Source organism: Paraburkholderia sp. BL9I2N2, assembly GCF_004339745.1.
Taxonomy (GTDB): Bacteria; Pseudomonadota; Gammaproteobacteria; order Burkholderiales; family Burkholderiaceae; genus Paraburkholderia.
Genome location: NZ_SMGP01000001.1, coordinates 3,021,507 through 3,047,384, shown reverse-complemented (window position 1 = coordinate 3,047,384; position 25,878 = coordinate 3,021,507). Strand labels below are relative to the sequence as shown.

At 63.5% G+C, this 25,878-nt stretch carries 21 protein-coding genes and 1 pseudogene; 10 read left to right on the top strand and 12 right to left on the bottom strand.

Going from position 1 to position 25,878, the window contains the following annotated elements; genetic code table 11:
* Positions 1-53: 53 nt before the first annotated feature.
* Both gluQRS and B0G74_RS14035 read right to left on the bottom strand, forming a co-directional pair.
* Positions 54-944, bottom strand: a complete 891-nt coding sequence (gene gluQRS / locus B0G74_RS14040) for a tRNA glutamyl-Q(34) synthetase GluQRS (RefSeq protein ID WP_132375353.1) — start codon at positions 942-944, stop codon at positions 54-56.
* Between the two features lie 31 nt (positions 945-975).
* The gene (locus B0G74_RS14035; protein WP_132375351.1) at positions 976-1,839 is read right to left on the bottom strand and encodes a sulfurtransferase; all 864 of its coding nucleotides are present in this window, start codon (positions 1,837-1,839) and stop codon (positions 976-978) included.
* Positions 1,840-2,171: 332 nt separating this feature from the next.
* Between B0G74_RS14035 and dnaE the strand changes: the two genes are divergently transcribed.
* Positions 2,172-5,753, top strand: a complete 3,582-nt coding sequence (gene dnaE, locus B0G74_RS14030; RefSeq protein WP_132375349.1) for a DNA polymerase III subunit alpha — start codon at positions 2,172-2,174, stop codon at positions 5,751-5,753.
* 68 nt (positions 5,754-5,821) lie between these two features.
* Here the strand turns inward: dnaE and B0G74_RS14025 are convergent, their stop codons facing one another.
* Complete coding sequence (locus B0G74_RS14025; protein ID WP_132375347.1) at positions 5,822-6,583, bottom strand: glycosyltransferase family 2 protein; 762 nt, start codon at positions 6,581-6,583, stop codon at positions 5,822-5,824.
* Between the two features lie 200 nt (positions 6,584-6,783).
* Between B0G74_RS14025 and msbA the strand changes: the two genes are divergently transcribed.
* The 5 genes from msbA (at position 6,784) to B0G74_RS14000 (ending at position 13,848) form a co-directional block, all read left to right on the top strand.
* A complete protein-coding gene (gene msbA / locus B0G74_RS14020) occupies positions 6,784-8,577 on the top strand; it encodes a lipid A export permease/ATP-binding protein MsbA (protein WP_132375345.1) in 1,794 nt (597 codons plus the stop codon).
* A gap of 111 nt (positions 8,578-8,688) precedes the next feature.
* Positions 8,689-9,765, top strand: a complete 1,077-nt coding sequence (locus B0G74_RS14015; protein WP_132375343.1) for a glycosyltransferase family 4 protein — start codon at positions 8,689-8,691, stop codon at positions 9,763-9,765.
* A 347-nt stretch (positions 9,766-10,112) separates the two neighbouring features.
* Positions 10,113-11,240 (top strand): glycosyltransferase family 9 protein, encoded by a 1,128-nt coding sequence (locus B0G74_RS14010; protein WP_132375341.1) that lies wholly within the window; start codon positions 10,113-10,115, stop codon positions 11,238-11,240.
* The gene (locus tag B0G74_RS14005) at positions 11,240-12,583 is read left to right on the top strand and encodes an O-antigen ligase family protein (protein WP_132375339.1); all 1,344 of its coding nucleotides are present in this window, start codon (positions 11,240-11,242) and stop codon (positions 12,581-12,583) included. The genes B0G74_RS14010 and B0G74_RS14005 overlap by 1 nt, the downstream gene beginning before the upstream one ends.
* Positions 12,584-12,588: 5 nt before the next feature.
* Positions 12,589-13,848, top strand: coding sequence for a glycosyltransferase (locus B0G74_RS14000; protein ID WP_132375337.1), 1,260 nt, complete (start codon positions 12,589-12,591; stop codon positions 13,846-13,848).
* 26 nt (positions 13,849-13,874) lie between these two features.
* Here B0G74_RS14000 and B0G74_RS13995 read toward each other — a convergent pair whose 3' ends face one another.
* Positions 13,875-14,195, bottom strand: a complete 321-nt coding sequence (locus B0G74_RS13995; protein ID WP_132375335.1) for a hypothetical protein — start codon at positions 14,193-14,195, stop codon at positions 13,875-13,877.
* Positions 14,196-14,280: 85 nt separating this feature from the next.
* Complete coding sequence (locus tag B0G74_RS13990) at positions 14,281-14,829, bottom strand: ester cyclase (RefSeq protein WP_132375333.1); 549 nt, start codon at positions 14,827-14,829, stop codon at positions 14,281-14,283.
* Between the two features lie 218 nt (positions 14,830-15,047).
* On the opposite strand from B0G74_RS13990, the gene B0G74_RS13985 reads away from it, so the two are divergent.
* Together B0G74_RS13985 and B0G74_RS13980 are read left to right on the top strand one after the other, a co-directional pair.
* Positions 15,048-15,974 carry a recombination-associated protein RdgC gene (locus B0G74_RS13985; RefSeq protein ID WP_132375331.1) on the top strand — a complete coding sequence of 309 codons (927 nt, stop codon included), beginning with the start codon at positions 15,048-15,050 and terminating at the stop codon, positions 15,972-15,974.
* A gap of 242 nt (positions 15,975-16,216) precedes the next feature.
* Positions 16,217-17,626: a DUF308 domain-containing protein gene (locus B0G74_RS13980; protein ID WP_132375329.1), complete on the top strand. Its 1,410-nt coding sequence runs from the start codon at positions 16,217-16,219 to the stop codon at positions 17,624-17,626.
* Between the two features lie 366 nt (positions 17,627-17,992).
* On the opposite strand, the gene B0G74_RS13975 is transcribed toward B0G74_RS13980, so the two are convergent.
* The 3 genes from B0G74_RS13975 to B0G74_RS13965 are packed head-to-tail and all read right to left on the bottom strand — an operon-like array spanning position 17,993 to position 19,162.
* Positions 17,993-18,460 carry a type VI secretion system tube protein Hcp gene (locus B0G74_RS13975; RefSeq protein ID WP_132375327.1) on the bottom strand — a complete coding sequence of 156 codons (468 nt, stop codon included), beginning with the start codon at positions 18,458-18,460 and terminating at the stop codon, positions 17,993-17,995.
* Positions 18,450-18,722, bottom strand: coding sequence for a hypothetical protein (locus B0G74_RS13970; RefSeq protein ID WP_132375326.1), 273 nt, complete (start codon positions 18,720-18,722; stop codon positions 18,450-18,452). Before B0G74_RS13970 ends, B0G74_RS13975 begins: the two co-directional genes overlap by 11 nt.
* Entirely contained in the window at positions 18,719-19,162 is a 444-nt protein-coding gene (locus tag B0G74_RS13965) for a DUF2778 domain-containing protein (RefSeq protein WP_132375324.1), read from the bottom strand. The genes B0G74_RS13970 and B0G74_RS13965 overlap by 4 nt, the downstream gene beginning before the upstream one ends.
* Before the next feature lie 484 nt (positions 19,163-19,646).
* On the opposite strand from B0G74_RS13965, the gene B0G74_RS13960 reads away from it, so the two are divergent.
* Complete coding sequence (locus B0G74_RS13960; protein ID WP_132375322.1) at positions 19,647-20,570, top strand: transglutaminase family protein; 924 nt, start codon at positions 19,647-19,649, stop codon at positions 20,568-20,570.
* Positions 20,571-20,713: 143 nt separating this feature from the next.
* Positions 20,714-21,517: a transglutaminase family protein gene (locus tag B0G74_RS13955; RefSeq protein WP_132375320.1), complete on the top strand. Its 804-nt coding sequence runs from the start codon at positions 20,714-20,716 to the stop codon at positions 21,515-21,517.
* Positions 21,518-21,607: 90 nt separating this feature from the next.
* Here the strand turns inward: B0G74_RS13955 and B0G74_RS13950 are convergent.
* The 4 genes and pseudogenes from B0G74_RS13950 to B0G74_RS13935 all read right to left on the bottom strand — a co-directional run bounded on the left by B0G74_RS13950 (position 21,608) and on the right by B0G74_RS13935 (position 25,717).
* Positions 21,608-22,817: pseudogene (locus tag B0G74_RS13950) on the bottom strand (MFS transporter).
* A 146-nt stretch (positions 22,818-22,963) separates the two neighbouring features.
* On the bottom strand, positions 22,964-23,437 hold the full coding sequence (locus tag B0G74_RS13945) for a VOC family protein (RefSeq protein WP_132375318.1): 474 nt from the start codon (positions 23,435-23,437) through the stop codon (positions 22,964-22,966).
* 36 nt (positions 23,438-23,473) lie between these two features.
* Complete coding sequence (locus tag B0G74_RS13940) at positions 23,474-23,938, bottom strand: VOC family protein (RefSeq protein WP_132375317.1); 465 nt, start codon at positions 23,936-23,938, stop codon at positions 23,474-23,476.
* Positions 23,939-24,091: 153 nt separating this feature from the next.
* Entirely contained in the window at positions 24,092-25,717 is a 1,626-nt protein-coding gene (locus tag B0G74_RS13935) for an SH3 domain-containing C40 family peptidase (RefSeq protein WP_132375315.1), read from the bottom strand.
* Positions 25,718-25,878: the final 161 nt, after the last annotated feature.

The window sequence follows — 25,878 nt, the reverse complement described above, 5'->3', positions numbered from 1 at the left end:
GGTTGCCGCAGCCAGCCGCGCACGGCGAGATCATTGTTAGGCGTGAACCGCGTTCACGCTGCTGGTAAGCCCATCCGCTTTGCCCATGCCGCCGTGGCGGCAGCATAAAAGCCGTCAAGCGTCGTATGGGCCGCAGCGCTTTCCAAGTCGAGCCCAAGATGCTGTGCCGCTGCGCATAGCGCTTCAAGCGGCTTGTCGATATCCAGTGCCGTCGCGCCGTTCTGCTTGCTGAGTTTTTCGCCCTGTTCGTTCGTGACAACGGGCACATGCAAATACTCCGGCGTCGGCACGCCGAGGCAACGCTGCAAATAGATCTGCCGCGCCGTTGAATCCATCAAATCCGCGCCGCGCACGATGTGCGTGATGCCCGCGTCCGCATCGTCCACGACCACCGCCAGTTGATAAGCCCATTGGTCGTCCGCGCGTTTCAGCACGAAATCGCCGACCTCGGTGGCGAGATTCTGCGTCTGCTTGCCCTGCCAGCGATCCTCGAACGTGATGACCGCGCTGTCGCCGTCGGGCACGCGCAGGCGCCATGCGCGCGCCGGTTTGCCGTGCAGGCCGTCGCGACAGGTGCCGGGATAGGCGAGGGTCGTGTTGCGCGCGTGCGCGTTGAGCAGCGAGTCGGCGATTTCCTTGCGCGTGCAGCCACACGGATAGATCATGCCGGCGGCCTTCAATTGCTCCAGCGCTTGCTGGTAGTGCGCCGTCCGCGTGCTTTGCCAGACGGGCGGTTCGTCGGCATGCATGCCGACGCGTTCGAGGGTGGCGAGGATGTCTTCGGCGGCGCCCGGCACGGTGCGCGGGCCGTCGATGTCTTCAACGCGAACGAGCCATGCGCCCCGATGAGCGCGTGCGTCCAGCCAGCTCGCGAGCGCGCTCACCAGCGAGCCGAAGTGCAACGGCCCGGTGGGCGAAGGCGCGAAACGTCCGCGATAGGTCATGGTCGAGTGGTGGCGTTTTGCGCCGCCACCATCACGCGGCGCGCGCCGCCTTGCTGTCCGGATGGCATTCCGGACACGTCTTGCCCGCCACGTACAACGGCGATTCTTGCGCTTCCGGCGGGACCACCGCGCGGCAACCGAAGCATTGCGTGGTCTTGCTGGGCTCGAGTTGCGGATTGAGCGCGGTGCGGTAGTCGAACACGAAGCAGTCGCCGTGATAATGCGCGCCGCCCACTTCCTCGAAGTACTTCAGAATGCCGCCTTCGAGCTGGTACACGTTCGCGATGCCGACTTCCTTCATGTGGATCGCGGCCTTTTCGCAGCGAATCCCACCTGTGCAGAACGACACGACCGTCTTGCCTTCCAGGTCGGCGCGATTTTGCTCGATTACTTCGGGAAACTCGCTGAATTTCGTAATGCGGTAGTCGAGCGCGTTGTCGAACGTGCCGACGTCGACTTCGAACGCGTTGCGCGTGTCGAGCATCACGACCGGACGGCCCTGATCGTCGTGACCGCGGTCCAGCCAGTGTTTCAGCGTGGGCGCGTCGACGAACGGCGCGCGGCCGAGCTCCGGCCGGATGGCCGGCTTTTTCATCGTGATGATCTCGCGCTTGAGCTTGACCAGCATGCGGGTGAACGGCTGCTTGTCCGACAGGCTTTCCTTGAACTGCAGATTCACGAACTTGCCGTCGAACAGGGCGTCGTGACGGATGTAGTCGATGAACGCGTCCGTGGCTTCGCGCGTGCCGGCGACGAACAGGTTGATGCCTTCCGGCGCGAGCAGAACGGTGCCCTTCAGGCCAAGCGCGTTGCAGCGTTCAGTGACGAACGGGCGCCAGGCAGCGGTGTCTTCGATAGTCGCGAAATGGTACGAAGAGAGATTGACGATACTCATGAGTGTCCAGCGGTAAGAAGTGGCCGGGCCTTGCGGAAAACAGGGCGCGTTGGGCTGCCCGCCTTCAAACGCCATGCGGCGCGGCCACGTCGAATAGGGCGAAACCCGTATTATCTCTCAACCCGGCGCTTTCCCCGACTCGGCCGAATGGGCAATGGGTTGCGGTAGCGCAAACCGTTCGTGAACTTGCTGCCGATTCGCTTCGCCCGAGCGGCCGTTCGCATGGTCCGCCACCTCAGGAACGCCTGCACACGCGGCTCGCGCGCTCGCGTCCTAAGCCGGTCGGCTAACGCGTGGTTTTGGCCTGAAAACTCCGGAAGGGTGGAGTTACAATGTCGCCCATGTCAGATCCCCGCTTCGTTCATCTCCGCGTTCACTCCGAATTCTCGATTGCCGATGGCATCGTGCGTCTTGACGACATCGTCAAGGCCGCGGCCAAAGACGGCCAGGGCGCGCTCGCCCTCACCGATCTCGGCAACGCATTCGGCCTCGTCCGTTTCTACAAGGAAGCCCGCGGCAAAGGGGTCAAACCCATTGCCGGCTGCGACGTCTGGATCACCAATCCAGACGACCGCGACAAGCCTTCCCGTTTGCTGCTGCTGGTGAAAGACCGGCTCGGCTATCTGAACCTGTGCGAACTGCTCAGCAAGGCGTCGCTCACGAATCAGTATCGCGGTCGCGCGGAGATCGAGGCCGGCTGGCTCGAATCCGGCCTGGGCGCTGGGCTGCTTGCATTGTCCGGCGCGCAGCAGGGCGACATCGGCCTCGCGCTCGCGGCGGGTAATGAAGAAGCGGCCAAACGCAACGCGTTGCATTGGGCTAAGGTGTTCCCGGGCGGTTTCTATATCGAGTTGCAGCGCTGTGGTCTGCCGGGCGGCGAGCAGTACGTGCAGCAGGCGGTCGCGCTCGCGGCGTCGCTGAAATTGCCGGTGGTCGCCACGCATCCCATGCAGTTCATGACGCCGGACGACTTCACCGCGCACGAAGCGCGCGTGTGCATTTCCGAAGGCGACATTCTGGCGAATCCGCGCCGCTCGAAGCGCTTTACATCCGAGCAGTACTTCCGCACGCAGGAAGAGATGGCGGCGCTGTTCGCGGACATTCCGTCGGCGCTTGCCAACTCGGTGGAAATCGCCAAGCGTTGCAACCTCACGCTCGAACTCGGCAAGCCCAAGCTGCCGCTGTTCCCGACGCCCGACGGCATGTCGCTCGACGACTACCTCGTGCATCTGTCGAAAGAGGGCCTCGAAAAGCGTCTCGAACAGTTGTATCCGGATGAAGCCGAGCGCGCCGCACAACGCGCGACGTATTACGAGCGCCTCGAATTCGAGTGCGGCACGATCATCAAGATGGGCTTTCCCGGCTACTTCCTGATCGTGGCGGACTTCATCAACTGGGCGAAGAACAACGGCGTGCCGGTCGGACCGGGCCGGGGCTCGGGCGCGGGCTCGCTGGTCGCGTACGCGCTCGGCGTGACCGACCTCGATCCGCTGCGCTACAACCTGCTGTTCGAACGTTTCCTGAATCCGGAGCGGGTGTCCATGCCCGACTTCGATATCGACTTCTGCCAGCACGGCCGCGATCGCGTGATCCAGTACGTGAAGGAAAAGTACGGCGCGGACGCGGTGTCGCAGATCGCCACGTTCGGCACGATGGCAGCGAAGGCGGCGGTGCGCGACATAGGCCGGGTGCTCGATCTCGGCTACATGTTCACGGACGGCATCGCCAAGCTGATTCCGTTCAAGCCGGGCAAGCACGTCACCATCGCCGACGCGATGAAAGAAGAGCCGCTCCTGCAGGAGCGTTTCGACAACGAAGACGAAGTGCATCAGCTGCTCGAACTCGCGCAGCGCGTGGAAGGCCTGACGCGTAACGTCGGCATGCACGCGGGCGGCGTGCTGATCGCGCCCGGCAAGCTGACCGATTTCTGCCCGCTGTACACGCAGGGCGATGAAAGCGGCGTCGTGAGCCAGTACGACAAGGACGACGTCGAAGCCGTCGGCCTCGTGAAGTTCGACTTCCTGGGTCTGACCACGCTGACGATTCTCGACTGGGCCGAACGCTATATCCGCCGTCTCGATCCGTCCAAGCAGGACTGGTCGCTCGCGCAGGTGCCGCTCGACGACCCGGCGTCGTTCTCGATCCTGAAGAAAGCGAATACGGTCGCCGTGTTCCAGCTGGAAAGCCGCGGCATGCAAGGCATGCTGAAAGACGCGCAGCCTGACCGCTTCGAGGACATCATCGCGCTGGTCGCGCTGTACCGTCCGGGCCCAATGGACCTGATCCCGAGCTTCTGCGCGCGTAAGCATGGCCGCGAAGTGGTGGAGTATCCGGATCCGCGTGTCGAACCTGTTCTGAAAGAGACCTACGGCATCATGGTCTACCAGGAGCAGGTGATGCAGATGGCGCAGATCATCGGCGGCTACTCGCTGGGCGGCGCCGACTTGCTGCGTCGCGCGATGGGTAAGAAGAAGGCCGAGGAAATGGCCGAGCACCGCGAGCTGTTCCGCCAGGGCGCCTCGAAAAACGGGCTGACCGGCGAGAAAGCCGACGAAATCTTCGACTTGATGGAGAAGTTCGCGGGCTACGGCTTCAACAAGTCGCACGCGGCCGCGTATGCGCTGCTCGCGTACTACACCGCGTGGCTGAAGGCGCACCATCCGGCGGAATTCATGGCGGCGAATATGTCGCTCGCCATGGACGACACGGACAAGGTCAAGATCCTGTTCGAAGACTGTCTCACGAACAAGATGGCGGTGCTGCCGCCGAACGTCAATCTGTCCGCGTACCGCTTCGAGCCGGTGGCGGAGCCTGATGGCAAGCGCTCGAAAACGATCCGTTACGGACTCGGTGCAATCAAGGGCAGCGGCCAGAACGCGATCGAGGAAATCCTGCGCGCGCGTGAAGAAGGTCCGTTCATCGACATCTTCGATTTCTGCAACCGGGTCGACCGCCGCATCGTCAATCGCCGCACGGTCGAAGCCTTGATCCGCGCCGGCGCGTTCGACACCTTGCATGCGAATCGCGCGCAACTGATCGCGTCCGTCTCGCTCGCCATGGAAGCCGCCGAGCAGGCGAGCGCCAATGCGCTACAGGCGGGTCTGTTCGACATGGGCGACGCTCCCTCGCAAGGTCACGAACTGGTCGACGAGCCGGAGTGGCCGGAAAAGAAAAAGCTGCAGGAAGAGAAGGCCGCGCTCGGCTTCTACCTGTCGGGCCATCTGTTCGACGCGTACAAAGACGAAGTGCGCCGCTTCGTGCGCCAGAAGATCGGCGAGCTGAAAGAAGGACGCGACAAGCTGGTTGCGGGTGTGATCGCGTCGCTGCGCACGCAGATGACCCAGCGCGGCAAGATGCTGATCGCGCTCCTCGACGACGGCACCGGCCAATGCGAAGTCACGGTGTTCAACGAGACGTTCGAAGCGCACAAGCAGTTGTTCAAGGAAGACGAACTGCTGGTCGTGCAGGGCCAGGCGCGTAACGACGCGTTCACGGGCGGCATCCGCTTCACCGTCGACACCGTCATGGATCTCGGCCGCGCGCGCTGCCGTTACGCGGAGGCGGTGAAGGTGCAGATGAACGGCAATGCGGACGCGCTGGCGTTGCGTCGCGTCCTTGAGGCGCATAGCGCCGGCAAAGACGAGCCGCAAGCGGCAGCGGCGCCAGTGGCTTCATCGCGTGGCGGAAACGGTGGTGGAAACGGCGGTGGCCGTAATGGTGGAGGCTATGGCGGGGGTGGCCAGCGTCAGGCGGTACAGATTCCGAACGGGCTTGCCGTGCAGGTGGTCTATCGCAGCCAGAATGCGGAAGGTGAAATGCGTCTGGGCGACGCATGGCGTGTGAAGCCGACCGACGAACTGCTCGCGGCCTTGCGTGGCGAGTTCGCGGGAAGCTCGATCGAGATCGTCTATTAGCCTTGAGTTTGCCCGCGCCACTGGCGCGGGCAAATCGATCGCTGGCCGCGCGCCTTTCTTGCCGGTATTCAGCGCCGCGCCTTCTCCCCCAACCGCGCCAGCTTCAAAAACCGGTAATACACCGTCTCCGCATTGAACACCGCGATCATGAAACCGGCGCGGCCGTCCAAAAAACCACGGCGCAGCAAGTAAGTCCGCACGAACGCCCATGCACCGCGCCCGAGCGCCTTGCCGAAGCTGCCGCGCTGACCCGCCGCATGACGTTGCTCGGCGCCCGCTGTCGAATACGCATCGAGCTTGCGCAACACGGCTTCGAAGTCCTCGTAGGAGTAATGCATCAGCTTTCCGGTGAGGCGCTGGGCCGGTGTATCGAACACGAGCCGCTCGTGCACCAGGTCATCGGAGAAACGCGCCGCGCCGCGTCTGAAGAGGCGCGGAATCCAGTCGGGATACCAGCCGCTGTGATGAATCCAGTGGCCGCAAAAGCTCGACAACCGGTCTACCGCGTAGACATCGGCGGTGGGGGCGGTAAGCGCCGCGCGAATCGCCGCCGCCAGTTCCGGCGACACGATCTCGTCGGCGTCGATTGAAAGAATCCAGCTGGTGCTGAGCGCGTCGACCGCGCGATTCTTTTGCGGGCCGAAGCCCGGCCAGTCGGTCTCTTCGATCACGCGGGCGCCGTGCGCGTGGGCGATCTCGGCGGTGCCGTCGGTGCTTCCGCCGTCGATCACGACGATCTGATCGGCGAAGGCCACGGCTTGCAGGCATTCAGCCAGCCGCGCCGCCGCGTTTTTGGTGATGATGGCGACGCCGAGGGTGGTTTCTTGCATACCTGAGTAGCGTGAGGGCGGAATGACGGAACGAATCGCGCAAGCGGGTGGCGCCAGGCAAGTGGCACGAGGAGTATACACAGCCAGCCTCTATCCGCCGACGCCCACCCCCAACCGTTTACAATGCTCTTTTTTGATATTCCGCCCGGCCGGCATTCCGTCCGCCGTGCGGTTGCCGTTCCGCATTCTCAGAGGATTCCTTGAGCGCGAAGCCAACGTTAAGCAAACCCATCGGTTCAGGTGAGGCGTCATCGGCCGCCGTCGTCTTTAAACGGCTATGGCCGTATATCAAGCCGTTGATGTGGGTTCTCCTCGGCGCAATCGTCGCGATGGCCGTCAGCGCCGCGACCGACGCGGCGATCCCCGCCTTGCTCAAGCCCCTGCTGGACAAGGGCTTCGGCGCGCATGCCAACGACAAGACCAAGTGGTTCGTGCCGGCCGCGGTGATCGGCCTCGCACTGGTGCGCAGCGTGTCGCAATACGCGTCCGGGTATCTGCTCGCCTACGTGACGAACAAGATCCTGCTCGATCTGCGCCTGAAGATGTTCAGCCGCATGATTCACACGAGCGTCGCGTTCTTCCAGCGCGAAACCGCGAGTACGGTGATCAACGCGATCGTCTTCGAGGTGAACCAGATTCTCAACGTGCTGCTGAGTGTGCTGGTCACGCTGGTGCGCGATTCGCTCACCGTGGTATTCCTGCTCGGCTATCTGTTCTATCTGAACTGGCGTCTGACGCTGATCGTCGCGGTGCTGCTGCCGGCGATCGGCTGGCTGGTCGGCAAGATCAACCGCCGGTTGCGTCGTTTGAACCGCGAGCATCAACTGCTGACCAATGAACTGTCGTACATCGTCGAAGAATCGGTGGGCGGCTACAAGGTCGTCAAGGTGCACAACGGCGAGCAGTACGAGATGGACCGCTTCGAGGCAATGAGCAAGCGTCTGCGCGGCTATGCCATGCGCATGACCGTGTCCGGCGGCCTCGCGCAGCCGTTGACGCAGTTCCTCGCGTCGATCGCGCTCGCCGTCGTGATCACGATCGCGGTGGTGCAGTCATCGTCGGATCAGACCACGGTCGGCGGCTTCGTCGCCTTCGTCACGTCGATGCTGTTGATCATCTCGCCGCTCAAGCATCTGATGGACGTGAACCAGCCGCTGCAACGCGGCATGACGGCGTGCGAACTGATCTTCGGTCTGATCGACGAGCCGTCCGAACCGGAAGGCGGCGGCAAGCCGCTCGAGCGCGCGCGCGGTGAAGTGGAATTCCGGGGCGTCTCGTTCAACTACAGCACCAACGCCACGCACAACCGCCACACGCTCGACCAGGTGTCGTTCAGAGTGGCGCCGGGCGAAATGGTCGCACTCGCGGGTCCGTCGGGCAGCGGCAAGACCACGCTGGTGAATCTGCTGCCGCGCTTTTTCGATCCGACCGGCGGCCAGATCCTGGTCGACGGCGTGGCGATCCCCGAATACGACCTGCACGCATTGCGTAGTCAGATCGCGATGGTGAGCCAGGACGTGGTGCTGTTCAACGACACCGTCGCGAATAACGTCGCGTACGGCCAGGCCGCCGATCCTGACAAGGTCAAGGCGGCGCTGCGCGCGGCCAACTTGTGGGACACCGTCGAGGCAATGCCGAAAGGCATCGATACGCTGGTCGGCGACAACGGCCTGATGCTCTCGGGCGGCCAGCGGCAGCGTCTGGCAATTGCGCGCGCAATCTACAAGGATGCGCCGATCCTGATCCTCGACGAGGCGACCTCGGCGCTGGATTCCGAGTCCGAGCGCCACGTGCAGGCCGCGCTGGAAACTTTGATGAAGGGCCGCACGACACTGGTCATCGCGCACCGTCTGTCGACCATCGAGCGCGCCAACCGCATCCTGGTGATGGAAGCGGGGCGGATCGTCGAGAGCGGCAGCCATCGCGAACTGCTGGCGCAAGACGGACTGTATGCGCATCTGCACCGCATCCAGTTCCAGCAGACCGCGGCCTGAAGCACGACACGTCAATCCGCCATTCGGCTCTCCCTTCACGCGGTCCGCTAGCCGGACCGCGCGTGACCGACCCCCTTAACATTTGACGAGGCGCAGGCGCGCGCTGTCTGAATGAAGAAACTTGGACTCTCCAGTAACGCCTTGCAGCACAGCGGCGGTCTCGAGCGCTACGCCATGGATCTGGTGCGCGGCCTCGCCGCGCTCGGCGTGGAGCCGGCTTTCTTCGCGCGTCGGTTCGACGCGTCGCTGCCGGAATGCAAGTTGGTCGAGCCGCATCGCATCAACGTCTCGTTCCTGCCGGGCAAACTGCGCGACCGCTGGTTTTCATGGCGCTTGCGCGCGGCGCGGCACGCGGCGCACGTCGATGTGCTGATTGGCTGCAACCGTGTCGACTCGTCCGAGATGGCGATCTGCGGCGGCACGCATCTCGGTTTCTTGCGGGCGACGGGGCGCGCGCACAAGCGTTCGGACCGCTGGCAGATTGCGCTCGAGCGCCGCCAGTATGAATGCTCGAAAGTCGTCGTGGCGCATTCGCAGTTGATGCACGACGAACTGCGCGAACTGTACGGTGTCGACGAAGCGAAGATCCGCGTGCTGTATCCGCCCGTGGACGGCGCGCGCTTCGCGCCGACCGATGCCGCGACGCGCTCCACCTTGCGTCACAAATATGGTTTCGCCGACGACGAGATCGTCCTGCTGTTCCCGTCGAGCAGCCATGAGCGCAAGGGTCTGCCGCTCATCGAGGCCGCATTGCGAGACACTTCGCTGCCCGTGGTGGTGGCCGTCGCCGGGCGGCCGCCCGCGCGCACATCCGAGCGGCTGCGCTATATCGGCTATGTGAAAGAACTCGCGGAGTGTTACCAGGCTGCGGACTTCACGATCCTCGCATCCACGTATGAGCCGTTTGGGCTGGTCGGTATCGAATCGGTGATGTGCGGCACGCCGGTCATTTTCCCGTCGAGCATTGGCTGCTGCGATGCGATCGCCCCGCATGCGAAATTCGTGTTCGCGCCGAACGACCTGGCCGACCTGCGCGCCACTCTCGAACGGGCAGTGCGCGCGCATCGCGACGGCACGCGTCGCGCGTCGCCGGAACTCGCCCGCGACGCGGTGCTTTATGACGCAAGCGTGACAGCTCACGTGAGCGCGCTGTTGACGCTGGCTCGGCAGATCGACGCCGCGCGTTAGAGACCGCCACGCCCTTGTCACAGAAGGGGCGGGCGGGCCGCCTGGCGCGGTTTTGCGTCGTTCCGCGGCAGGGGCGCATGTTATAATTTCAAGCTATCAACGCTCGAACTCAACTCGAGCCGAACACCCACTTATTTCATCGAGCTTTCCATGCCGGCCTGGACAGGCGGCGGGCAAAAAAGGCGGCGCGTCCCGAGCCGCGCCAGCCCGCCGCGACGGGGCCGTCGCCGCTGCACTGGAGGCCTTCGGGAAGAATACCGCTGGAGATTGTGCATGGCGAACGCGACCTCACGCCGGGTATCGGCGTACAGCAAGATCGCGGCGGGAACCCACGCGCCGATGAGCCTATGAGTCGGCTTGCCGGGCGTCTTCGTATTTTTGCGCGGGCTATCCCGCGACTGCTGATCAAGCCATTGCGACGCGAGCCACGGCGCCCGCGCCGTATCCTGATTGCGCATCATCTATTGCTGGGCGACACGCTGCTGCTCACGCCGTTGCTCGCCAAGCTGCGCGAGCAATACCCCCAGTCGCAGATCGTCCTCGCCTGTCCGAAGGCGATCGTGCCGCTGTATGCCGGCCGGCCGTTCGACATCACGGCCTTGCCGTTCGATCCGCGTGATGTGAAGTCGGTGCGCGACGTTTTGCTCTCCGGACCTTACGACCTCGGCATGGTGCTCGGCGACAATCGTCATAGCTGGCTCGCGTTGGGCGCGGGCTGCCGCTGGATCATCGGACACGCGGGCGACCGCCCGGCCTGGAAAAACTGGCCGCTCAACCGTAGCCTGCCGTATCCCGACACGGCGGCGGCCTGGGCCGACCTCGCCACTGAACTGATCGACGGGCCGCCGCCGCGCGCTTATCGCCCGGCCGACTGGAGCCCGCCGCAACACGCGGCGCTGCCCGAACCGTCGCTGCTGACCAAGCCTTACGTCGTGCTGCATCCGGGCGCGAGCACGAGCGTCAAACGCTGGCCCAACGCGCGTTGGCGCGAGCTTGCGCAACGCGTCGAAGCACTCGGCTATCTGCCGGTATGGACCGGCGGTCCAGGCGAAGCGGAACTGATTCGCGCGATCGACCCGGACCCGCATCATCCGAACCTGGCGGCGCGGCTCGGTCTGGGCGAGTTATGGCATCTGTTTGCAGGCGCGCAAGCCGTGGTTTGTCCCGATACCGGCGTCGCGCATCTGGGGCGTCTGATTGGGGTGCCCACCCTCGCGCTGTTCGGGCCGGGCAACGCGCTGATTCACGGCGCGGGCCGCTATTGGCGCGAGGTGCCCTTCGTGCCGATTACGATCGCCGATATGCCGTGCCGCGATCAGCCTTTTATTTTCCGCCGCGAGGTAGCATGGGTGCGACGCTGTGATCGCAACGAGACGACCTGCGTCGCGTGGCGCGGCGACCATGCCGACTGTATGGGCCGGCTGTCGGTCGAGTCGGTATACAACGCATTGCAAAATGTTCTGGTGAAAGTGTAATGACTCACACGGCTGCGCGAGTGGAGCGCGTGTTCTGGGTTGCCTGTCCGGTCATTCTGTTCGTGGTGATGTTCGGCCACATGACGGCGATCGTCTTCAATGCGCTCGCCCTGATGGCGCTCGGCGTGGCGGCGGCGGCCTGGTCGCCGGAGCGGCCCTCGCTGCGGCACTGGCCGCTGGCGCTGCCCATCGCGGGCTGGGCCGGCTGGAGCCTCGCCTCGGTCGCGTGGTCCATGTATCCGTCGATCAGTCTGCACGCCTGGTGCGACGAAGTGCTCTATCCGCTGGTGTCGTTCTGGGGCTTCTGGCTATTCGGCACGCAACTGCGGCGGCCCGAGCCCGTGGTGGCCGTCAACTGGATCGCCTGCGTGGCCGTCGCCGTGATCAGCGCGCTCAACTGGGGACATTTGCAGCCGCCCACCCCCAATACCTTCCCCATGCATTTCTATAACCGCGTCGGCCACACCAGCACGCTCGCGGTATTTTCCATGGCGCTGTTCGCGGGCTTCATGCTGCGGCCGCGGTGGCGCGTGATCGGCGCGAGCGGTATCGTGCTGTGCCTCTTCATCGGCCTCGCCACGCTCAACCGGTTCTTCTGGCCGGCGGCCGCCGCGACGCTGCTGGTCGCGCTGTTCCCGCTGTACCGGCGGCGCCTGCCGCTGGCGTTGCTGGTCATCGCCGTGGTGGGCGCGGCCGGCGTCGGCACGCTCGAACTCAGTTCCCGCTTGCGCACTGCGGCCCTGCCCCCTGCCACGCAGTTACACGATCTGGCGATCGAGGGTCATCAGGTCTATGTGCCAGGCTCGCTGTCCGCGATCGGCGACACGGTATCGGCCGACACGCGTCCGAAGCTGTGGGCGTTTTATGTCGGCGAGGCCGAGCGTCATGCGTGGGTCGGCGTGGGCTTCGGCAAGCCGCTGCCGGGTATCGTCTATCGCAGCGAAATGCCGGCCAGTTTGCTGGCGGTCGAACCACAAGCGCTGACGCACGCGCACAACCTGTTCATCAACACATGGCTGCAGACGGGATTCATTGGCGTGGTGCTGCAGACCGTGCTGTTGCTGTGCCTCGTCGCGCGTTTCTGGCGGCTGCGGCGGGTCAAGCCCTGGCTGTGCGCCGCGGGCATTGCGCTAGTGGCCGGCATGATCGCGAAAAATACGACGGACGATTTCATGTGGCAGACCACCATGCTCGCATTCTGGGCTTTCGCGGGCCTGCTGCTGGGCTGCGCGGAACAGGCTCGCGCGCCAGGCGGAACGTCGACCGAGACTGCACGTGGGCAATCCACGGCGGCACGCAGTGAACAGCGGCGCGAAGCGCCGACAGCAGAGTTGGGCGAATAACCTTGATGACGAACGTGAACCCTCACTCTATTGAAGCTGACCGCACCCCGCTGCGCATCCTGTTTCATATCAACGATTTCGGCAAAGGCGGCACCGAGACCGCGTTGCTATCGTGGTTGAAGACGCTCGACCGGCGGCTGTTCGCGCCGAGCCTGTCGGTGGCTTACCCGACCGACGACCTGGCGTTCTGGCGCGCGCAGTCGATTCCCGATGACGTGCCCGTCCACGTGCTCGCCTCGTCGAAGTGGATGTACGCGCTGCATCAGGCGGCCCGCCGGCGCAAGCTGGGGGCCGGCGAGAAGTTATTGCACAAGCTGTTGACCTACGGCGTGATCCGGCCGCTGGCGGCGCTGCGTATGCGGCGCCTCGCGAAGCAGCACGATCTGGTCTGCGATTTCGATTTTTCGCTGCGTCATATGGCGGGCAGTTGCAATGTGCCCTGGTTCGGTGTGAACCATTTCAGCCTCGCGGCTCGGCTCGGCGGCAAGAGCGAGCGGTACATCGCCCGGCGTGTGAGGCACTATGCGCGTTACTCGGCGATTACCGTGCTGATCCCTGCCATGCTGGACGAGGCGCGCGAACTCTTTTCGACGGCCGGCCAGGACATGGACATCGTCGAATTGCCGAATGTGATCGACGTCGACGCGCTGCGGCACGCAGCGCGCGCGGAGATCAAGCGTCCGGCTGAATCATTCATCGTTTCCGTGGCGCGTCTGGACGAAGGTCAGAAGGACCACAAGACCTTGCTGCGAGCCTACGCCCAACTACGCGAGCGCGGCCGCTGCGAGGCGGCGCTCGTCCTGATCGGCGAGGGGCGGGACCGGCGCGAGCTCGAGCAACTCGCCGACACATTGGGGATCGGTGCATCGGTCCAGTTTCTTGGCTTCTGTGCCAATCCGCTGCCCTATATCCGGCAGGCAGAAATGCTCGTCTTGAGCAGCCGCTACGAGGGTTGCGCCGTGGTGCTCGGCGAGGCGATGGCGCTCGGCACGCCGGTGCTGTCGGCGGATTGCCCGACCGGTCCGCGAGATATGCTGGAAGGTGGCAAGGCCGGCCTGCTGGTGCCGGTCGGCGACGTGGACGCAATGGCGCTTGCCATCGAGCGCCTGCTGACGGACACCGAGCTACGCCGGAGTCTCGCGCAAGCCGCGCTGCAAAAGGTCGAGACGTTCACGCCCCCACGCGCCAATCAGCGGATGCTGGAACTGGCGTTGCGCCTGCTGGCGAAGCACGACTCGACGTCGGGCGTGCAGACAGCTCACTGAAGCGCAAATCAGCGCAAGCCAGAGATTCACACGCCGCCGGTCACCAGCGGCAACACCGTCAGGTCTGGGTGCGTGCCTTCCACGATGCTGCGTCCCACGTGTATGCCTTCATAGAGGGCTTCGTCTTCGCCGGCGAAGCTCTCTTCGCCGTCGGGGTGAAATGGCACCGCGTGGCCGGGAATGGCCGGATCCGCGCCCGGATGGCAAACGTAGCCGATATACGTGTAGCGTTTATTCGCCGCGGTCGGCGTGTGCCCTTCCTTGGGCGGGTTTTTCAGAAACGGCGCTACGTGAATCTCGAAACCCTCGTATTCCACCATTTGCCAGGGTGCGGTTTCATCGGCCATGGCCGCCTCCGTCTAGTCACGTGCTTGTCAAAAAGTCTAGGTGATTTCAACGTAAAGCGCGTTCAAAACGGATCCGGCTAAACCATTACTGCTTGATGGCGCCGAGCTGTTTGAGCAGCGTCAGATTGTCTTCGAGATGCCAGTTTTCGACGATGCGGCCGTCCTTCACGCGATACAGGTCGAAGGCCTGGAAGTCGACGGTCTGGCCGGTGCCTTTGAGGTTCTGGAACTGCCCGGTGAAGTGACCACGGAAATGCAGGTGAACCGAGGCGCGGTCGCCGGCCACCACGAGGTCGTCGATTTCCGCGTGCAGGTCGGGCACCGCCGCGCGAAAATCCTTCGACGCTTGCAGCGGACCGTCAGGACCCTGCGGGCGTCCATCCGGCAAGGTGCGGTCGACAAAGGCGGACGACAGCGCGAGCTTCGCGTAGGCTTCGTCGCCGGTGTTCCAGAAGGCGGCGTAGCGGCGCGCGGTCCGCACGACTTCAGCGCTTTGCGCCGAGTTCGACGCAACCGCGACGTGGTGCGGCACGGGCAGGTCGGCGTCGCTTGCGGCGTGGGCGCTCAAGGCGCCGGCGAGGCTCGCGGCGAGCAGCAGATGACGGGCGATTCGGGACAGGGAAGAGGTCGACATGGCGCGTTCCAGAGAGCGTTGAAGTGCATGAAGCGCATTCTCCAGCGTAAGGCCGTGTTTGATAATCGGTCTGTCGCTTAAAGGATTTTCTATCCGTATTTGAAAATCACCCGTTCAGTGCTGAAGTGCGCGAACGAAGTAACAGAGTCCGTCCGGCCGACCGCGCGACGTCTATCGTCAGATAGAATGCTGCGCTTTGCCCGTACACGACTCTGCCCATGTGGTTCAAAAACCTTCAGCTTCACCGTCTTCCCGCTCCGTGGTCCGTCACCCCAGAACAGATGCAGAAGTGGCTCGCGCCGCACGCGTTCGCGCCCGGCAACAGCGTCGAGATGCAAAGCCATGGCTGGGCATCGCCGCGCGATAACGACTCGCTGGTGTACTCGCTCAATGGCCAGATGTTGCTGGTGTTTCGCGCCGAGAAGAAACTGCTGCCGGCGTCGGTCGTCACGCAAGTGACCAAGGAACGCGCGTTAGAACTCGAGGATCAGCAAGGCTTCAAACCCGGCCGCAAGCAGATGCGCGAACTCAAGGAACAGGTCACCGACGAACTGTTGCCGCGCGCCTTCAGCATTCGCCGCGACACGCGCGTGTGGATCGATTGCAAGAACGGCTGGCTCGTGATCGACGCCGCTTCGCAAGCGGTCGCCGATGAAGTGCGCGGCCTGCTGGTCAAGTCGATCGATCAATTGCCGCTCGGCACGGTGCGCGTCACGCACTCGCCGGTCGCGGCCATGACCGAATGGCTGCTCTCAGGCGTTGGTCCCGCCGGCTTCACGCTCGACCAGGACACCGAATTGCGCTCGCCCACGGAAGGCAACGCGACCGTGCGCTATGTGGGACATACTTTGGATGCCGAAGATATGCGCCGTCATATCGAAGCCGGCAAGCAATGCATGCGGCTCGCGATGACGTGGAACGATCGCGTGTCGTTCGTGCTGACACCGTCGCTGACGATCAAGCGCATCGCGCCGCTCGACGTGCTGAAGGAAGCGAGCGACCCCACCGCGCAAAACGACGACGAACGCTTCGACTCCGACGTCACGTTGATGACCGCCGAACTCGACCGCATGCTAAGCGATCTGCTCGACGCATTGGGCGGCGAGCAGGGCGGCGAAGCGATGCCGCAAGCCAGGGCGGCGTAAGCAGCTTCTGGTTTTCTGGTTCGTTGCAGGCCGGCGCGTTGAAGTCTATCCGCGCCGGCCTTTTTCATGCCTGATCGATCGGGCGCGAAAGCGCATCGGCATGAGCGGCACAAAGACGCTTGAGCGAGGCGCGGCGAATGTGCGCTTTCGCTTCGTGGTTCACGTTGAACCGCTGCGCGCCCACGCCGCGAAAATGGTTAAGATGGCGATCAGCAGAAGGCATCAGTCACGGAGGACTCGCAATGGTTCGTCTGGTCATGATTCTGTTGGGCGTCGATTATTTGCGCACGCGCTGGCGATCGTTGCGGATCGTCGGTTGCATCAGTGTGCTGCTCGGCGTGTTCGTGTTCAGCGACGCGCTCGATGGCGCGCTCTATTTTCCCATCACCCCGTTCGTCTCGTTGCTGTTGCTCGAAGGCCTCGCCACGCTGGCCGTCGCCTGGACCGGCATGGGCGGGCAACGCACGCTGCGCTATGTGAAGGGCATCGGGTTCACCACCGCGGCCGCGCTGATTCTGGTCGGTCACCAGCACGGCAACTTCATTCTGTCGATGATCTTCGGCACGCTCTTTCTCGCGGATGGCCTCCTGCAGATCGTCTCGGCCAAAGTGGTCCGCTTTCGCACTTGGCGGCTCGCGATGATCGGCGGCGCCGTCGAAATCGCGCTGGCAATCTTCTTCTATCAACCCTATCCGACTCACTACGTCGGCACGGTGCCGTACTGTGTCGGGCTCGGCCTGATCTTTGGCGGATGGAACATGATCCTGCTGAGCGCGCGGGTGCGGCGGCTCGCGACGAACCCCGCGGTGGTCGCGAGTAATTCCGCGGCGGATGCCGGCATCGCCGCGGCGAGCGCGCTCGCCGCGAGCCGTCTGATTGCTCATGAATGGGACGGCCCGCCCGCCGCCGACGAAGCCGCTTTGACCGTGCACGTGTGGACGCCGGTCGGTTCGGCCAAGGGCGAAGCACGTCGGCAATTGATCGTGGATCGCTATATCGCGGCGGTGGATCGCAACGGCGTGATATCGACCGGCCATGCCGCGCTCGAATCGCCCGAGGGCGTCTATATCAGCCTGTATCCGGGTGTCGAGATCGATCGTTCGCCCGACGACTTCGCGCGGCTTCTGCGCGCCACGCGCGAGAACGACGTGCCGGGGCTATTCCAGCCCGATTACCCGACCGAATCGAAAGCGTGGTGTCCATCGACGGTTCAGGTGCGCATCCGCAACTACGATCCGGTGCGCTTGCGCCGCTTCTGGGACACGTATCGACAGGACACGACGTACAACCTCACGCATCGCAACTGTTCGAGCAGTGTCTCGCGCGCCCTGGAGGCGGCGATCGAGGGCGCCTCGTCGCGTGTGTGGGGCGACCTCGGCGGCTGGCAGCCGTTTCTGCGCGTGATCTCGACACCCGAACTGTGGGTCGCCGCGCAAGTGCGCAAGCGAGCCGCGACGATGGCGTGGACACCCGGCCTCACGCTCGACTACGCGCGCGCTCTCAGCATGCTGGCCGACCCGCGGCCTTCGGGTTGGGTCAAGATGGCGCGGCTCGCGGTGCGCCGAATGGTTCGCTCGCGTCAGCAATGGCGCGAAGAAGCCCGTCACGCGCACGTTGCCGACGACGCGGCGCGCGGCACGGTGCGCGAATGACGCGCGCTCGGCGCGAGCGCTGCCCAACTTCGGCGTCACGGTAAAAATGGCAATCGCATCAACAGCTTGCGGTTTTTGCCGGATAGTTATGCACAGATTTGCGAACAGAATCTGTTGATAACTTTTTTGCCGCGGTGAAACGGTCTCACAGACTCGGTTAAGTTTTAACTCAGCAAGCTACTAGGTGGCACGCGGGGTTCGACTCGGGGCACTTGTTATTCGACGGGGGTGACGGGTTTCAGCAAACCTTAGATGCTCCGGTTGGCCTCTTGGACGACATGAGCGGCGTCGCGCCAGAAGTAGCTGTCATTGTCTTCATTGCGGGTCTCAGGAATAGACCTCTGGCCGGTCTCGGCATGTCACTGACTAACGTCTAGCCGCATTCTGCTTGATGTCAAACATACCCGTCACGACACCGCGACTTCCGCCTTGGGCATTCTGCACCATGTATTCCTGCTTCACCTTGGCAAACGACAGACGAACTTGTTCATAGCTCGCGGACATTTCGACACCGGTGATGACAACATCGCTCATGGTGATTCGCAGGAAGTCAAACGGCACGCCGCCCGCTTTGCGCATGCTCAGGACGACCGTGGGGATATGTTTGCCGGTCAAACAGTACGTCATCAGATTAGGGCTCGCCCGGTCTACATCATGAAAGATCACAAGGTCTTCAACCGTTGCCTTGCCCGCGCCTCCGCCAGATCCCGACATCGCGGATGCTTGCTGGGACATTTTCCAGGTCCAGTTCGCAATCTGGATCTCGTCAGGGTGCGCCGCGTCCTGTGATTCCCCCGCGATGCCATCGATTTTGATAAAAACGTCATTTGACATTTGATGGTCTCCGCTTACGCCACTCAACAGTGCGAGTCACAATCAACACAAGAAGCAGTGCTACAAATAAAGAGAGAAAGAACGCGGCGCCGACAAGGAAGTCGCCAATCGCTTCATCACCATAAATATGAAGTGCAGAGGTCGTGTAAAACACTGCACGATCCATGAAACTCGAAAACAGAAACATGCCAATAGGTATGTTGACCAATATGGCCACGCTTGCCACCGCACCGCACCGGATTGCAAATTTTTTGATATTCATTGGACGTCGACCGTGCCATATGCGAAACCCTTCCCACCCGGCAGAGCTATGAGTGTCGTGTGAAGAAGGCGATCTCTCAGTCTGTAGAACGCAACCGGATCGGCCAGTGTGATGCAGCCTTCGCTGAGATTTTGTCTGCCGTGCGGATGAAGTCGGAAGTTACCCCGCTTCACGCCGTCCACGAACGTCCAGTCGTCAATTTCGCCATCCGCCTTGAATAGTGCAAACCATTTACCGCGTTCGGTATGGTTGTAGATGTCATAGGCCCATGTCTTGATGTGTGAAAAGATGCCGCCCGAGCCGCGATCTACGATGTAGTAATGACCGGGCGGAAGTGGGCCAACATCACGAATAGCCGCGGCGGCGGGATTATTCTTACCGTTGCCGTCTCCCGAGAAAGCCGCAAAGTCACCAACACCGTCGCAATGCAACGTGGACATGGGCTTACTATTGAGGCGGAATGTACATGTAACCGGCAATCTGCCCTCCGTTGTTCGGCCTGATTGCTCCGGATCATTCAAAAAAACGGGGATGTATGGAATCGGACAAGTCCGAGAGTGCGGGGGGCGAGCAAGCGGGCTATGCGATCCGCACAGGACATCCTTCCCCGCGCACCGACCGCAAAGCCTTGAGGGCCAAAGTTTCAGCGCCTAGTGAGAAAATCCTCCACAGATCTGCGAACAGATTCTGTTGATAACTTCTCCCGCGCGACGCCGCGGCCAAATGAGTGCTTTCAACCAATATGGCGGGTGTATGCTGAACCCGTCAGTTTGTCGTGCAGAGCACTCGACCACACCGCAAGCCGGCCGTGGCTCATTAGGATCAAAACCGCGTCGTGCGCTTTTCGCCTGCGGCGGCCGCGGCTTTTTAAAAGCGTGAACGCGATGGACAGGATGAACCCGGCGGCATCCATCGGGCGGTCGGATGAATGAGCCGCAGCGCTTCACGGTGCGCCACGTCAGTGTCTACCGCTACTCGGAACCCGTGCGTTTCGGCGAACATCGCATGATGTTCAGGCCACGCGCGAGCCACGATTTGCGGCTCGTCACGAACAAGCTGGTGATCACGCCCGCGCCGTCGCGGCTGCATTGGCTGCACGACGTGTTCGACAACTCGGTGGCGGTCGCGAGTTTCGCGGAGAAGGCGAGCGAATTGCGCTTCGACAGCGAAGTGACGCTCGAGCACTTCGAAGCGCCCATGCCCGACTACGCGCTCGAACCGTACGCGGTGAACTGGCCGTTCGCGTACACCAACGAGGAGGCGTCCGATCTCGTGAACGCGCGCAGCCGCCAGTATCCGGACAGCGACGTGGACGAGTGGGCGCGCCGTTTCGTACCGACATCGGGTGTCGCTGCAAAGAGCGGCGAAGGCGGCAAAAACGGCAAAAGCGGCGGCACGGGCAGCGGCACGATGGCGCTCCTGCGCGCCATGACGCTCGAAATCAAGAGCTCGTTTTTCTATGTGCGCCGCACGGAAAAAGGCGTGAACCGTCCCGGCGACACCTTGCGCAGCCGCAGCGGCAGTTGCCGAGATTTTGCCGTGCTGATGATGGACGCGGTGCGTTCGCTCGGCCTCGCGGCGCGCTTCGTGAGCGGCTATATATTCGTGCCCGAGCATGATGCCACCCAAGGCGGCGGCGCGACGCACGCATGGTTGCAGATCTATTTGCCGGGCGCCGGCTGGGTCGATTTCGATCCGACCAACAGCATCGTCGGCAACCGCCATCTGATTCGCGTGGCGGTGGCGTGGAACGCCTATCAGGCGCTGCCGTTGTGGGGTACGTGGCACGGCGCGCCGCATTCGTTTCGCGGCTTGCAGGTGGACGTGAGCGTGACAGAAGGCGAATGACGGCGAAGCAAGGCGGATAAGAACGAATGAACGCGCGCCGAAGGTCGCGGCGTGTCGAATTAAAACGCGTATGCGGGGAGTGCCGTTTCGGGCGGCTCGCCGTGCGCGTCAACTGAACGTTTCAACTGGAAGAGGGCGTTGCGATGAAATTGCGCGTTGGCTACGAGCTGGTCTATGAGTGCGTGCAACCGACGCCGATGATGCTGATGTTGAACACCCACTATTCGCATGCGAAAGAGGTGCTGAATCCGGATTTGCTGGTGGTCGATCCACCGGTGCCGATCAGCCAGTATCGCGATTCGTTCGGCAATCTGTGCAGCCGGCTCGTAGCGCCGCCGGGAAAAATTGCCTTTTCTACGAGTGCGGTGCTGGAGGTGTCGTCCGAGCCGGAGATGCGCCCGCCCTACACCGAACAGCATCCGGTGGAAATGCTGCCTGACGATACGCTGGTGTTTCTGCTCGGCAGCCGCTATTGCGAAACCGATCTGCTCTCCGAATTCGCGTGGCAGACCTTTGGCAAGCTGCCGCTCGGCCGTGGGCGCGTGGATGCGATCTGCAATTACGTGCACAACCACATCGTGTTCGGCTACGACTTTGCGCGTCCGACCAAGACCGCATGGCAGGCCTGGCAAGAGCGCAAAGGCGTGTGCCGGGACTTCGCGCATCTGGCGGTGGCGCTATGCCGGGCCATGAATATTCCGGCGCGATATTGCACAGGCTATATCAGCGATGTCGGCTTGCCACCGCCGTACGCGGCGATGGATTTCGCCGCGTGGTTCGAGGCGTATATCGGCGGATGCTGGCAGACGTTCGACCCGCGCAACAACGCGCCGCGCACGGGGCGCGTGCTGATGGCGCGCGGGCGCGACGCGGCCGACGTGGCGCTCAGCAATGCGTTCGGGCCGACGCAGTTGCTAAAGTTCGCGGTGGTGTGCGAGGCTGTCTAGCTGCGTTGCGGATAAAGACCTAAAGCTGCCCGAGCGCTGCGCAACCCGCACTCGATATTGACAACGGCATTCAGGCATGCCGGCGCGGCGTCATTCCCCGAGCGCCAGCGCGCGCTTCCTTCGCACCAGCGCCGCGCCGATCGACACGGCGGCGCCGATGCCGCCCATCGTCAGCGACAGGGTCACGATCAGCGGGCCGGTTTGCGTGCGCGCCGAGAACACGCTGACCAGCAGGCCGGCGAGCGGCTGTGTCATGTTGTTGAGAAGGATCACCACGCCGGTCGTCTTGCCGTAGTCCTGCGGCGGAATGATTTGCTGCCGCGCGCTGCGGATGTAGACGTTGAACATCTTGTCGAAGCCGACGATCAGCAGGAAGCCGAGCGCATAACCCCACGGCGCCGGGCTCGCGCCGGCGATCACGCCGCCCGCGCAGATCGAGACGAAGGCGACCAGGCCCAAGGTGCGCGCCGGCCACGCGGCGCGTGCGATCGTCAACAGAATCAGCACCGTGGCCACGGCGCCGGCTGTTTGCAGTCCGGCATAGTAGTGATTCGATTGCGTGTGAAGGCCGGTCACCATGGCGGCGGACGTGGCGAGCGTCACGCCGATCACCAGATTTTCGGCGGCGGCGAGCACCACGACTTTCTTCAGGCCGGGCAGCACCAGCACATGACGCAGCGCGATGCGCAGCGGCAACGTCCAGTGACCTGGAGCCAAGGCCGGCGGCTCGGCGGCGCGAAAAACCGCTCGCGCGTTGCCACAGCAGCAGGGCGCCATCGGCGAGGAGAAACAGCACGCCGGTTGCACCGACAACCCATTCCCAACGCCACAGGCCGAGTAGCAGCGCGGCGAGCATCGGACCGAGCACGAACCCCAACTGATCGGCCAATTGCGAGTAGGCGAGCACGCGCTGAAACTGCTGCGTGCTGAAGATTTGCGGCAGCATGACTTCACGCGCGACGAGACCCTGGCTCGTCAACACGCCGCACACGGCAGAGAGTGCGATCAACCAGCCGATGCCGCCGAACAGCGCGTAAGCGAGTACACCGCCGAAACACGCTAGCGCCCGCACGGTCTGGCTCACGCGCATCAATCTGAGCGGCGAGATGCGGTCGCACAAGGCGCCGAAGAAGGGAAACACCAGATAGCGGGGCAGCGTTTCGATAAAGAACGCGAGCCCCGACCACGAGACCTGGTGCGTGGTCTGGAAGACGACGAGCGGTACGAGAAACAGCAGGACCTGATCGGCGAGACGGGCGACAAACAGCGAGCAGAAGAAAGCCTGATAATTGACGCGCACCGTTCATGTCCCGCCGATTATGGGTCGAGACCGATCCTATCAAAGATAGCGCTCTCGCGCCCCTGGCCTGCTTGCCGCGCCGTGAATTCTCAATGCAACGGCAAGCAGGCCGCGCGCCGACGGCAGCGCGCGTTCAGGGTTGCACTTCAATCGCCGCGATAAGCCGCTTCGAGCGGCGCGATTTCCAGCTTGACCATATCCATCATGGCCTTCATCACGCGGCTCGCCTTGGCCTCGTCCGGGTCGCGCAGCATGTCGCCGAGCACGTCGGGCGCGACCTGCCACGAGACGCCGAACCGGTCCTGAAGCCAGCCGCATTGCCACTCCTTGCCGCCGTCCAGAAGTTTCGTCCAGTAACGGTCGATTTCCTCCTGCGACTTGCAGTGCACGAACAGCGAAATGGCCGGCGTGAAGGGGAACTGTGGGCCGCCGTTCAGCGCCATGAACTCCTGGCCTTCGATCTCGAACGTGATGGCCAGCACGCCGCCCTTCGGCCCGGGTCCGGCGTCCGTGTAATGCAACGTGGTGGCGATGCGGGAATCGGAAAACACGGACGTGTAGAAGCGGGCCGCATCTTCCGCATTGCCGTCGAACCACAGGCACGGCGCAATCTTTTGCATGACGTTTCTCCTCCTTCTCACCGGACGGACCGCGCCTTACTTCATGCAGTCCATGGCTTTCTGGATTTCTTCCGGGCTCAGGTCGCGCTTGTGCGTGGCCAACGACCAGCTATGCCCGAACGGGTCTTTCACCTGACCGTAGCGGTCGCCCCAGAACATGTCGGTGACGGGCATCACGACGGTCGCGCCGGCGTCGACGGCCTGCTTGAAGCTGGCGTCGACATCTTCCACATAGTAGTGAATCGTGACCGGCGTGCCTTTCAGCGAATTCGGGCCGAACGACTGGTGCTCGGGCCATTCGTCGGTCAGCATCAGCATGGAATCGCCGATCTTCAGCGTGGCGTGCATGACCTTGCCGCCGGGGCCGGGCAGGCGGACCTGCTCGACCGCGTTGAAGGCCTTGGTGTAGAACGCGATGGCGTCCGCGGCGTTGGCGCAGATCAGATACGGGGTGAGCGAGTGCATCCCGTCCGGGATCGGTTTGACAGCGTTGCTGGACATGACGGCGACTCCTTGAAGTAACAGGTTCGTGAGGTGAAAGACCGACTCGTCGAGTCAGGTCTTCAACGTTACGACGAGTACATGACCGTTGAATCGACACTCCGGAAAAAATATTTTTGGTCCGGGCGTACGGCGACCACCCGGGCGCCTGTTTCAACCGGCCGGATTGTCCTCGTCCGGCGGCGGGGCGGACGGCGCCGGGGTGCCGCCACGTGGTGCGCCGAGAATGCTGATCTGGAACTTCGGCGTCGCCGCGAGCGATTGCAGCGTGGCGTCTTCGGGAATGTGTTCGAACAGCGGCAGAATCACCGAGCCGCCGATCACCGCGCGCCGGCTATCGTCGGCGGGCCGCAAGCCCCATACGTCCTGATAGACGACCGGCACCGCGCTGCCGTTGCGGGTGGTGTTGCCGATATACAGCATCACATGGCCGCCGATGTAGACCAGCGTGCGCAACGGCTCGCCGTGCTGCGCCAGATAGTCGAGCCGCTGGGCGGGCGTGGACGACGACAGGTCGATCATGCGGCCGGCGTTCATCTGCGTGGACGAATGGCGCGGCAGCCAGACGCCGAACGCGGCGAAGATGCTTTGCAGTTCCGACGAGCAATCGTTGTAGAGGCCGCTATTGCCCCAGCCGTAGGGGCGGCCGATCAGCGTTTTCATCAGCATCGCCAGATGGCGCGGCGTCGCGGCGAGCGGCATCGGCGCGATTTGCGCGTCGTTCAGGGCGGCGGTGCGGATCAGCGCCTGGCCTTCGGCGTCGCGCGCCGGGACGAGCACCTGACGCGCAACGGCCGGCTCGGCTGTGTTGCCGGTGTTGCCGGTGTTGCCGGGGTCGCTCGCCACGGGTTTTGCTTGCGCCGGCCGCGCGGCGCTGGCTGGGACGATCGGCAGCAGTGTGCCGGCCGGCGCGTCGAAGCGGAACACGCCGCGGCTGTCGCGCACCGGCGCCGACGCCACGATCACCGCACCGAGCGATTTGCCCGTCGCGGCGCGCCATGTATCGACGAAGCGGTCGTCGGCCATGCCGACACCCTCGCTGCGCACCCAGCCCTGCACGTCGGGCGTCTGCACGTAATGCCACGCGCCGTCGAGGCTGCTGCCGAGCACATACAGCGGCGTGCCGGGCCGCGCGGCCGAGATCTGCAGGTTGTCGAACGGATAGCCTTCGCCGGCCAGATGATGGTCGTAGAACGATGGGTCGGGGGTCGGCAACTCGCGCACCATCAGGTTGCCGGTCGCGATTGCGCGGCGCTGCGGCTGATAAACGGCGATCTGCGTGAACTGCGCGACGTTCATGTTTTGCGCGATGGCGTCGATCCATGCCTTGTCGTGCGGCCGGAAATTTTCTCCGTAACCGATGTCCGCGCCGCTCTTGCCGGTATTGTCGAACTTGCCGATGCGCCGCTGCTGCAGTGCGGCAATGTCCGCGCCTTGCTGGCGATACACCAGCATTGTCACGAAGTTGACATTCCACGGCGAGGGCGCCGCGGTACCGGTGCCGAAGTAGCGCGCGTACAGGGCCTTGAAGTGCGCCTGCTGGTCTGCGGGACTCAGGAACGGCTGGTCGTAGCCGGGGCTGTCCGGTTCGAGCCAGTGATCGACGTCCTGATCGTAATGTGCGATGGGGAAGAGCGTGACGGTGTCGACCGGCGCGTGCGCGTCGTGCGTCGGCGACGGATTGCTGCAGGCAGTGATCGCCGCGAGCGCGGCACACAACGCGGCGGCGCGGCAGGCGTTCGGCCAGGCGGCGAGGCGGGATAGAACGGCAACGGGCATGAGGTTCGGCGAAGAAGGTCCAGGGCACGATGATACGGTGTCGGCGCATTGTGCAGCATGTCGTACCGGCGCCGCGTTTGCACTCCCAAACACAACGCTTATGTGGTTTCATTAGGGTTCGCGTCGTCCATAGCGGCTGCGCGATACCGCGCTTCACGCGC